This is a genomic window from Bacillus sp. FAU18 (assembly GCF_056033885.1).
This window is the reverse complement of the sequence record NZ_JBVYHZ010000003.1, coordinates 16,797-28,664: the sequence shown is the minus strand read 5'-3', so window position 1 is coordinate 28,664 and position 11,868 is coordinate 16,797. Positions and strand designations below refer to the sequence as shown.

General features: G+C 37.9%; 5 protein-coding genes and 3 pseudogenes. 4 read left to right on the top strand and 4 right to left on the bottom strand.

The features are described 5' to 3' along the window. Nucleotides 1-189 precede the first annotated feature (189 nt). The 4 genes and pseudogenes from yeeF (at nt 190) to AC0OMU_RS00315 (ending at nt 3,610) form a co-directional block, all read left to right on the top strand. Complete coding sequence (gene yeeF, locus AC0OMU_RS00330; RefSeq protein ID WP_322840091.1) at nt 190-2,199, top strand: LXG family T7SS effector deoxyribonuclease toxin YeeF; 2,010 nt, start codon at nt 190-192, stop codon at nt 2,197-2,199. 4 nt (nt 2,200-2,203) lie between these two features. Beyond that, nucleotides 2,204-2,683 (top strand): antitoxin YezG family protein, encoded by a 480-nt coding sequence (locus AC0OMU_RS00325; RefSeq protein ID WP_249851209.1) that lies wholly within the window; start codon nt 2,204-2,206, stop codon nt 2,681-2,683. Nucleotides 2,684-2,783: 100 nt separating this feature from the next. After that, a pseudogene (locus AC0OMU_RS00320) lies at nt 2,784-3,233 on the top strand (TIGR01741 family protein). Between the two features lie 17 nt (nt 3,234-3,250). Further along, nucleotides 3,251-3,610, top strand: a pseudogene (locus AC0OMU_RS00315) (TIGR01741 family protein). A 524-nt stretch (nt 3,611-4,134) separates the two neighbouring features. Here AC0OMU_RS00315 and AC0OMU_RS00310 read toward each other — a convergent pair. The 4 genes and pseudogenes from AC0OMU_RS00310 to AC0OMU_RS00295 all read right to left on the bottom strand — a co-directional run. After that, nucleotides 4,135-4,209, bottom strand: a pseudogene (locus AC0OMU_RS00310) (SEC-C metal-binding domain-containing protein); the annotation flags it as partial. A gap of 3,087 nt (nt 4,210-7,296) precedes the next feature. Next, a complete protein-coding gene (locus AC0OMU_RS00305; RefSeq protein WP_069448597.1) occupies nt 7,297-8,589 on the bottom strand; it encodes an AbiJ-related protein in 1,293 nt (430 codons plus the stop codon). Between the two features lie 599 nt (nt 8,590-9,188). Beyond that, complete coding sequence (gene rlmD / locus AC0OMU_RS00300) at nt 9,189-10,571, bottom strand: 23S rRNA (uracil(1939)-C(5))-methyltransferase RlmD (RefSeq protein WP_474240810.1); 1,383 nt, start codon at nt 10,569-10,571, stop codon at nt 9,189-9,191. Nucleotides 10,572-10,880: 309 nt separating this feature from the next. After that, nucleotides 10,881-11,792, bottom strand: a complete 912-nt coding sequence (locus AC0OMU_RS00295) for a diacylglycerol kinase (protein ID WP_003233894.1) — start codon at nt 11,790-11,792, stop codon at nt 10,881-10,883. Nucleotides 11,793-11,868: the final 76 nt, after the last annotated feature.

Below are 11,868 nucleotides of genomic sequence, written 5' to 3'. Positions count from 1 at the left end.
ATATAGAATACAAACTTCCAAAAAATGTGTAGCGACAATACATTTCGACCATGTTTCTGCCAATCCCTCCACGAATAAAGACACAAGCCAAATGACTCATTTTTCCACCAAAACACGTTCTCACACCCACCCCCATCCCGCCCCGTGGTAAAATTTTGATATTGAGCGAACAAAAGAAGGGAAATGGTCATGAAAGTATTTGAAGCGAAAACACTGCTTTCGGAAGCGACAGACCGTGCAAAAGAGTACAAAGAACTAAGAACGCAAATGGTCAACTTGAGAAAAGCGTTAAAAAGCGTCGCTGATCTCAGTGACAGCGAATTCTCAGGAAAAGGCGCCAGCAACATCAAAGCCTTCTACCACGACCACGTCGGCGTCACCGACCAATGGATCGACTACATCGACATGAAAATCGCATTTTTCAACAGCATCGCCGGAGCCGCCGAAGACAAAGGCCTCTCAGACGCATACATCGAAGAGTCCTTCCTGGAGCACGAACTGGCAAATGCAAATAAAAAATCAAAATCCATCATGTCCGAACAGAAAAAAGCGATGAAAGACATCCTGAACGATATCGACGACATTCTCCCGCTCGACTTGTTTTCAACAGAAACCTTCAAAGACGAGCTGGCCGATGCCAACGACAAACGCAAAAAAACACTGGAAAAATTGGACGCCTTGGACGAAGATCTGCAGACTGAATACGCCCTGTCAGAACCAAACGAACAATTCATCAAATCCGACTTCCAAAAGCTCCAAGAAGCAACGGGCAAAGGCAAAAACGCTACACCCATCCACTACAACGCCAAAGCGTACCGTGAGAGTGACATACATAAGAAAAAAGGCGACATTGAAAAGCGGACAGAGGCTTACTTGAAGATTAAGAAAGAGGAAGCGAAGGAACGTGAGATTGAAAAACTAAAAGAAAGACTGAAAAACTACGATTATGCGGATGCCGATGAATTCTACGAAATGGCAAAAACGATCGGCTATGAAAATCTGACAGCTGAACAACAGAGATACTTCACCCAAATCGAAAACACGCGTGAGCTTGAAGCTGGCTTCAAAGGGGTCGCCGTCGGCCTTTATGATTCCGGAAAAGACGCGGTCGTAGGACTATGGGATATGGTCACAGATCCGAGCGGAACCGTTGAAGCGATTACCGGAGCGATGGCTCACCCGATCAAAACGTATGAAGCCATTTCAGCGGCAATCGAAGAATCGTATCAAAAAGACATGGTGAATGGTGACACCTACTCAAGAGCAAGATGGGTGTCATATGCGGTTGGCACTGTTGTCACATCAATTGTCGGCACAAAAGGCGTAGGAGCCGTCTCAAAAACTGGCACAGCCGCCAAAGTGACGACCAAAGTCAAAACAGCAGCAAGCAAATCTGCAACAGCCCAAAAAGCCATAACAGTCTCAAAACAAACCGTTGATCACATCAAACAAAAAGTAAACACAGGCATTGAAGTATCAAAAAAACACGTCAAAACCAAGTTAAATCAAATCGGAGATCTCACACTTGCGGATATTCTCCCGTATCATCCCCGTCATGATTTAGTGCCGGCAGGCGTTCCTTACAACGCAGTCAACGGGGTCACGCTTAAAGAAGGACTGCAAAAATTCGCCAAGGTCATCCTTCCGAAACCATACGGAACGTCATCAAGCGGAAGACGAACTCCAGCGCCACATGTACCGCCGGTAACAGTCAAATACGGCGAGCATTTCGCACGATGGAGCAGAAAGAAAGTACTGAAGCCTAATATCATCTACAAAACAAAAGAAGGCTACACGTACACGACTGACAACTATGGTAGAATTACAAGTGTCAAAGCAGACTTACAGCTGGGAGAAGCAAAACGAAACCAATATGCACAAACGAATGCTGGAAAGCCCCAAGACCGAAAGCCTGACGATGACGGAGGCCATTTAATCGCCACCCAATTCAAAGGCTCAGGCCAGTTTGACAATATCGTGCCGATGAATTCTCAGATTAATAGGAGCGGCGGGAAATGGTATGAGATGGAACAGGAGTGGGCAAAGGCTCTTAAAGAAGAACCTCCCGAAACAGTTAGTGTGCAAATAGAAAATGTATATCAAGGCGATTCACTAAGACCAACTTTATTTAAAGTAAAGTATAAAGTTGGTGACGGCAGATATAAAAATATGACAATAAGAAACCAAGCAGGAGGTTGATATTATGGAGACAGAAAAAATGGGCCAATTATATCAAAAAATAGCAGAACAAATTAATGAAATGATTCCAGCAGAATGGAATAAAGTTGCTCTATACGCAGAGATTTTAGATGACTCTAGAGAAGTATACTTTTTCTTTAATACAAAAAATAGTGAAGATTTCATTTATTCGCATGATATTCCGGAACATTATCAAGTAAGTGAACAAATTTATGATGACTTGTTAATCGAACTACAAGATTTATTTGATGAACTAAGAGATGAATGGAAAGCGAATAACTCAGATGTGTGGACTAACCTTACACTCAAGCTAGAGCATACCGGAAAGTTATCAATTGACTATGATTATGATGATGTTATTGCTTCAGAACTAAACGGTACTCAACGTCAAATAGTTTGGGAATATAAACATTTAGGTTTGGTTCCTACTGGTAAGAAAAACAGGGAGTTCTTGGAACACTATCTCAATTCGGAAGAAGAATAATCTATTTTACAATAATCAAAAATAGCTCAGCCTTCGCTGCTGGGCTATTTTTTATAACTAGGATTCTCGACGATTGGAGGTGAAAAAGGAAATTAAGAAAATGCATGAATTGTACCAGATTATTTGTGAAAAATCAAATGACATCATACCTTGTGAATGGACAATAATTTATCTTTATGCAGAAGTATTAGCCGACTCTACTATGGTTCTCTTTCACTTCAAGGCATCAGAAAAACATCAACTTATTTATTCACAAGATATACCTGTCCAATACAACGTAAGTAAAGATATCTTCAAAACGTTATTAAGAGAAATTCGAGAACTTTTTAAGGAATTAAGAATTGAACACAAAAAGAATATTGATCAGGTTTGGACTAACCTTACATTGACATTGCAGAGCAAATGGTCAATTCCAACTTAATTATAATGATGACGATATTTTGTTAGATGGATACTAAAGAATTGCATTATGGGAATTCAAAACCCTTGGAATTTTGTCTGAAGACGAGGAAGGGATAGAGAATTTTTAATTACTTATCTAAATCAATAATAAAAGCTGGAGGCATCATGGAAACTGCAAAAATGTGTCAACTATATCAACAGATAGCTGAAGGCATTAACGACATCATTCTTTCTGAATGGGAAAAAGTCATTCTTTATGCAGAAATACTCAACCATTCATCTGAGGTTTTCTTTTATTTCAATCCTCCGCAAACTAAGGATTATATCTATTCTCATAATATTCCTGAACATTTTCATGTTAGTGAGGATGTTTAAGATGAATTATGATTATAATTACATGACTCATTTGAGGAATTACAAGATGAGTTCAAAGAAAATAACCAGGATGTCTGGACAAACTTGACATTTCAGCTAGAGATAAACGGAAAGTTATTAATAGAATACGATAATGAGGATGTTTTATAATCCCCCATACATAATCACACTTAGGGACATATCCTAAGAGAGAGTCGGTAAGAACTTTTCTAGAACGGGACATACAGTCTAAAAACGAACATTAGGTGATAAATGTTTTATGTTTAAACAAAATCATAACAAATTTATCGGATTTGCCTAACAAGATCGATACTTATTTCATACCAATTGATCATTTCCTGAACTAAGAGAAATAAAACATGATCTTGATTTCAACCATAATAAGTGGAGTCCTTCAATTCAAATATGGATATCAGTATTTGCTGGATGTTATAAATTGGGACTTAGTTGATAAGTTAAGGGCTTACTTACTGTAATGTAATGGACGAGGCTTTAAGTAAGAAGCGAAATAACTTTTCGATGGTAAAGATAAATTAATGAAAAAAACACTCATTAGCTTTATAAGAATTCTATAATTAATCTAATGGTATCCTTTAATTTCAAGGTAAAATCCATTCTTTATACATGGATTGTGAGGTAAATAATTTATAAATTATTTACCTCACTTCCCCACCTCAAGCACCACAGCATCTTTTATATTTCTTTCCACTTCCACAGGGACATGAATCATTTCGACCAATCTTTTTTACTCCATATTGTCTTTTATATGATAGTAAGCGTGTTTCCGCATATTTATCGGCTAATTCGATAAACTCTGATGCTCTTTCTGGTGGGATATCATCTTTACACAGATATTCAAATTCAACATTAATTAATTCCCTTTGGCTATTATAATCTAAATACAGAGCTAATCTATCGTCTTCATTTGGTCTTAACATTGTTGCTAGTACGTAATCTCTTGCTGGATCTAGCTCAAACTTAGTAACTCCATCTATATTACATATAAATGTTATTTTAGATTCCCCATGAATACTTAATGGCATAATTTTTTTTGTTTCTACTTGTCTTTTAAATAATGTCTCCATTTTTTCTTCAATTTCTATGCGTGTATCACCTTTTAAATTAAGTAAGTCACTAACAACTCTAGTGAAACCACTTCTTCGTTGTTTATCTAGTTCATCTATTATCTCTTGTAACTTTCTCGGCACTTCTTGTTGTGGTTTTTCTACTCTTTCCATCTCTTCAATCATAAGTGAAGAGAAGTAATTATCTAACTCTTCTCTATAACCATGCCAAACTTTAAAGCTACCTTTTTTTGACTCGGCTGTTTTGGTATAGAAATTGTGTTCAATATATAACCCTAAATGATCGAGTTCATCAAACACTTCTAGGTCAGGGGATTGCGAAGCTTTCACTCGTTGTTCCAAAAAGTGAAGAAATGTACTTGGTGATTCAAAGTAGTCAGCGTAAACCCTCAACTCATCAAGCGATATACTCCAAGATGGAAACTCTCCAAGTTCAATTCCAAGGGGTTTGAGTTTATCAATCCTTGCGGCAAACTCATTAAAATTATCTATAGTAACACTACATAAAGTTATATGCCTATACTCGGAGAAATTTAATTCTTTTATAGGATTATGTTCCTCATCGCATACAATAACTCTCCCCTCATTTTTTAGTGTTTCTATTAATCTACTAGCTTGTTCATGAGGTTTCTTTGCTAGATTCTCTATTGATTTAATGAATGCTTCGAAGTCAGTAGTAGGATGAGTATAACTAAATGATCCACCCTTTACTTCCACCACGAGTAATTGGTCATCAAAAATTAATATGCCATCACATTCACACCATTGGTTTTTTCCGTTATTCCCAGTCTTACTTTGGTAATAAATAGATCTATAAATATCTGAATTTGGTAATAACCTATTAAATAAATCAAAAGGTATCTGTTCAGATATTATCTTTTGTTTTTCATTCCACTCTTTTTTATACTCTGGTTTTAATCTGAATATCAACCTTTGTATCACTCTATACAAATTGTCAAAAAGACTATAATAATCGAAGCAATAGATAACGTCTTCAATACTTATAAAAGGCCGCTCTTCTATAGGCGTTCTTCTTAGTGGCCAGCCTGAAAAATCTCCATCAGAATAAAAACTTTTTTCCTCTCCAACCTCCCATGACAGGTGCTTTAACAAAGCTTTTGGCAAGCCCGTTACTTTTTCCACATCAAATAAATCATATCCCATAAAGCGTCCCTTAAAGGAATCGCTAAGATCTTTTAAACCCATTTCCACTAATAATTCATCCATTTTTTCTTGGGGGTTTTTGGATGTATCCTCAACACTTTCTCCTAATACCGGAAGAGTTTTATCCATAATAAAACTAAGATCACGGACAGTATCACTCATTCCACGCATTAAGGATATTTGTAATTTTTCCAAGCTTAAAAGAAAATCGTTAATATTTACACCAAAGAGTTCAACAAAGACTTCATCATGAGGAGATAATAATTCTAGATGATGAATAATATCATGAACTGGATACCTTTTACCTCTTACCGAAGTTCTCATTTCCTGAGCTTGAACATAAAAGAAATCATATTCCGGATTATATTCTGGGTCGGTACTCTCTAGAAATGCCGAATGTGTTATGTGATAATAACTTAAATTAGAATAAAGTTCGCTGACTTTTTTGTGGATTTCTCCCCATACTTCTGTGACGTTTTTGTTGATATTATCCCCTTTTTTCTGCTCCGTTGAAGCAATAACACTTTGTAGATAATCCACCATCCGTAAAGAAATAATTTCATCAAAACCGTAATTCACTTCAGATGTCTTACCCAACATTGCCATATAATAGTTACCATAACTTTGATGTAATAATAATAAAGGATCACAACCTGAAACTAATTCACGAATTTCAAAAACTAGTTTATCTATTTTGTTTTTTACATCTGGATATTCTTTAACTAAGTGACTTATATATTCTTGCCGCATCTCTATGTCATATTATTCCTCACAATAACCTCTTTTCCAAATGATGCTAATTCCATTGGTCCAAAGTTAGCATAGTTATCCGGTTTTAGAGTTTTAATCCTTCTTTTTTTCATAATGCTCCTCCTTAAAAAGCAACTCCTGTTTTTTTACAGAAGCTACCTTACCTCTAGTTCTTTATAAAAGATAAAAATCCTAGTTATTGTTAGTAAGTTTAAAATTAAGTTAATCAACTTCTATTGGTTATCAATGTATATATCCTCTTACTCATAATTAAGATTTAGTTATCTGAGCAAGAAAGTAATCCTTAAATCAGTCATACTATAAATTGCATATTTCTAAATAATTACACAAAATTAATATTTTTGTATCTGTGTAATAAATTAAATTTTATGATAAGCTTCTTCTGAGAATGATGTGATGATATTCCTTATACAAAACATCAAAAAACTTTAAGGAAACTGGTGAAACATGTAGAGGAGAACGGAACTCTTTTCTTGGAGAGATTGTCATACTTTATTTATTAATACTAATATTGTATTTGTATTACTCATGTTAGTCACTCATTCCTCAATTTCATTTTAATGTGAGTTACGTTGATTCTGTCTACCTTTTTGCTTTTGCTGGTTAACACTATATTAATTAACTCTATTTTCATAAGAATAATAGGCATAAATATAAAACATAATATTTCTTTACTAAAGGTAGAAGAAATATTAGATGCAATCATATAGTTCTTAACAGAGAGCAACAATCAATTATGACCCTCCCAACCCTTAAATTAATAAAAGAATGATATTGAAACTGTACTAGCCCGAGATTTTTTTAATAACATTTATCTTAAATCACTCCTTTATTATCCAAGTATCTAATGGCAGTTGTGACTAAAGAAAGGCAGCGTTTGTAAAAATAATCGTAATGTCTATTATCTTCAATATCGAGTTTTGTGGTTTCATGATGACGGATTCTAAAGTTGTTTCCGATTCTAGTAAGCTCATGAAATTCATTTTCAAATAATTCTTTAAAGACCTCATTGTTACCACTCATATTTTCAATAATTCTATTTACTGATTTTTTCTTATCTAGAGTTGGCGAATAATATGTCTTTAGTCTTTCAAAAGCATCCCAGAGTTTTTCAACAGCGATATTCAAATTCTCTTTCTCATAATACCTACTAGCTTCCTGAAGTAGTTCTTTCAGTCCTGCCTCGCCAATCGAAGCCCATGAACTATTTGTTATATGACTAGTTACCAAGCTTTCAATTTTTCCATTGTTTAACCTCAGAGAAATACTATTCAAATTAAATATTGTATTAATATCTGCCGCAAAATCACTATTACAGTACTTTTCAAAAAACTCTATTGCATCTATCACATTATAAGGCGAAGTGGACAAGACAAATTCTTTGGGGCTATCAGTTTCGACATATTTATTCTCTTTATTAAAGCATTTGGGAGTATAAAACATCTTTATATCTTGAAGAATTTCTTCACTTACTAAAACATCATATTCCCATCCCGTCTCGCTTACCTTTCTAATTCTGGAATCGTATTTCTCGAAGATTTTGTAAATTTGGTTTCTTGCTTCCCGTTTAATTTTAAATACTATTTCTTTCTGTTTTATCGCTTTCTTATTTCTTTGAGAAAAAGGAACAAACATGTCATTTTCTGCTTGATATATTCTCCAACTATACACATCACGGTTGGAGATTTTCTCGGCAGGATATAATTCATACCCATCATGCTGTAATAATTTATTTATCTCAGTAAGAAAATTCATCCAATACCCTTTTTCAATTCTAACTGCCGGATGAAATATTTCACAAATAAATCTCAAGTATATTTCATCGTTCCCATCTTTTAAATGAAACCGTTCGTCCTCAAACACCCAACAATATTGGTAATCATCATTGTTTATCGTGTGTTGCCATATATCACCTTCAGCATCTGAAAATCTATAATCAGAACTTGGCATACTTTTTAAATCATATAATCTTTTTAGAAATTCAATCTCATCCAATTGTCCGGAATAAGGATAAGTAACTTTTTTCGTTTCAAATATTTCTTCTATATCCATTCCGTTTTGAAACAAATCAAGAATATCGCGCTTTGTAATCTCGCTAATCCGGTTCACAATTACGAATCATTCCCCTTTCAATATTATCCAAAAGAAAACTACTTGCATAAAATAACTTCAGACAATAAGTTTTGTCTTCCACCATAAAGTTTATGGATACTCAAAATCTTTTTTATTCACTTTTTCAAAGCAAAGGATATTCCTATAATTAATTCACAGTATTAACTATTTTCTCACTATTTGTTTGACTTGTATAAGCAACGTTTATTCCTTTCCCCAAAACATTTGGATTGAATTAATCATCAGAGAAACATACGTGGTGAAATTCAAAATGAAGAATATCAAAACGCTCATAGATGACAACAATTTACAGATTAAAGAAATAAATAAAAAAGAGTAATGTTAGAAAAAAGTTTTCATTAAAGACAAAACGAGGACCTATCAAAGCTGATTCAGCAAATTAAGGAATCACTCAAAAACCTGTCCTAGATGAAAAAATGGTACACCAAACTTATAAATCGAACAGAAAAAAATAAAAGAAGATGGGAGTCCGAGAATCTTTTACAGGTTCTCGGATCAATATACGTCTTCTTTTTTTGCTCAATAATTCTCATGAATTCTGTGTCTAATTTGTATGTTCTTTTACTTAGTGTTGGTTATTCGTCGTTTAGTACAAGCAATGCACAACACTCCACATGATTCGTATGCGGAAACATATCCACTGGCTGCACTTCGCGCGTCGCATACCCGCCATCCTCAAGCACCCGCAAATCTCTCGCAAGCGTGCCAGGATTACAGGACACGTACACAACCCGCTTCGGTTTCATCTCTACAATCGTGCGTAGGAGGGCTTCGTCGCAGCCTTTTCTTGGTGGGTCGACGACTAGCGTATCAGCTGTAATGCCTTCTTCATACCACTTTGGAATCACGGTTTCCGCTTCCCCGACTGCAAATTCTGCGTTTGTGATGCCGTTTAATTCTGCGTTTCGCTTTGCGTCCTCAATTGCCTCCGGCACAATCTCTACACCGTACACTTTTTTCGCCTGCTTCGCCAGAAATAGAGAAATCGTTCCGATGCCGCAGTAGGCGTCGATGACGGTTTCTTCACCTTGAAGCTCCGCGTACTCAAGCGCTTTGTCGTAGAGCACTTTTGTCTGCTCCGGGTTGATCTGGTAGAACGATCTGGCGGAAATGGCGAATTTGACGTCTCCGATGAGGTCGTAGATGTATTCTTCGCCCCAGATGACGTTTGTTTCGTTGCCAAAAATGACGTTTGTTTTGTTTGGGTTGATGTTTTGCACGATTGATTTAACGTGCGGGAATTGCCCTGTGATGTCTTCGATGATCTTCGCTTTGTGCGGGAAATCGTTTGTTCTTGTGATGAAGACGATCATCATTTCTCCCGTTACCACACCGTATCTGACCATGATGTGGCGAAGCCAGCCTTTGTGGCGTTCTTCGTTGTAGGCTTTGATGCCATAGTTTGCGCAAATGTCTTTGACAGCTTGGACGGCTTCGTCGTTTTTGGATTGCTGGATCAGGCAGGCGCTCATGTCGATGATGTCATGGCTTCTTTGCTGATAGAATCCCGCGACGAGTCCGCCTTCCCGTTCTCCTACCGGCACCTGTGCTTTGTTTCTGTAGTTCCACGGGTCTTCCATGCCGAGTGTCGGATGCACGGTGACGTTTGAAAGGTCCAGCTTGCCGATGCGTTCTAAGACGTCTTTGACTTGCTTCTGTTTAAACAGGAGCTGGCCTTCGTAGGTCATGTGCTGAAGCTGGCAGCCGCCGCATTGCTTGTAAATCGGGCATGGAGCGTCGGTTCTATGCGGGCTTTCTTCCTTCAGCTCGATCAGGCGGCCGAAGGCGAACCCTTTTTTTACACGTGTCACTTTGATTTGGGCTTTTTCCTCCGGCAGGGCGTTCGGCACGAATATCGGGAATCCCTGTACCTTTGCGACGCCCGCTCCTTCGTGCGTCAAATCCTCAAATGTCACGTCATAGTATTCGTTTTTTTCTACTGGGGGTTTCATTTTCATCTATAATCACCTCTAGTTTTAAGCGAAAGAAAAACTTGGCCTATTCAAGCCAAGTTTCAGCGTGTAGGCAAACCTTCGCATTCGTTGTCAGTCCTGTGCTTCGGTGCTCACGTAAAAAGACCAGCGGCTAAAAACTAGAGCATCCTGCTCAAACGCCGCTGTCACCGCATCCTGCGGAAGTACGCTCCAATGCTCGTCCTTCCTAGACTTCAAAGGTTTTCAATCACGCTGAAAAGATGACAAAATCCTAAAACGAAAACTGTTTTAGGATTTTGTCAACATTCTGAGCTTGGCTTACAAAGCCAAGTTTTAGTCATCCAGCTGTTCCGCTTTCTCCTTCGGCATGACGACGTGAATGTGTCGATACAGATTCACGAATTCGCCCGGCAGCATGCCGCCGTACTCGCCGTCCAGGTTCAGCTGCATCTTTTCTGATACATTGACTTTCACGCGGTTCGCTTTTGTATAAATAATGTGCTGGTCGTTGATATGTTCGCCGCGAAGCGCCATCGTGGCGACCCTGATAAATTCAGCAAGGTTTGCTTTCTTTAATATCATCAAATCAAACATGCCGTCATTCAGGCTGGAATCCGGCGCGAGCTTTTCGAACCCGCCGACGGAATTTGTCAGCGTGACCAAAAACAGCATGATTTCACCTTGAAACAGCTTGCCGTCATATTCAATCTCGACTTCTGTCGGACGAAGTGAAGGCAGCATTTCCATTCCCTTTAAATAATAAGCAAGCTGGCCTAGCATTGTTTTGAGTTTGCTTGGCACGTCGTACGTCAGCTCCGTCAGGCGGCCTCCTCCGGCGATATTGATAAAATACTGGCCGTTGACCTGTCCGATATCAATCGGGCGGGCGACGCCGTTAATGACCGTATCTGCCGCTTTTAAAATATCCTCTCGCGGAATGCCGAGCGCTCTGGCGAAGTCGTTTGTTGTGCCAACTGGAATCACACCGAGTGTCGGACGGTTGTCTAAAGGCGCAAGCCCGTTGACGACCTCGTTGATCGTTCCGTCTCCGCCTGCCGCAATGATCAGGTCAAACTCACGCAATGCCGCTTCCTTGGCAGCGTGTGTAGCGTCTCCTGCGCATGTCGTGGCATGGGTGGAAGTTTCATAGCCGGCTTGTTCAAATTTTTGCAGGACCTGGGCAAGATGCTTTTTAAAAATCTCCCGTCCTGAAGTCGGATTGTATATTATGCGTGCACGTTTCATTATCTCATCATCCTACTTAAGAGTATCCGATCCATTTTTACACTAACAACCTTTAATTATACTATGAGTTAAAAAA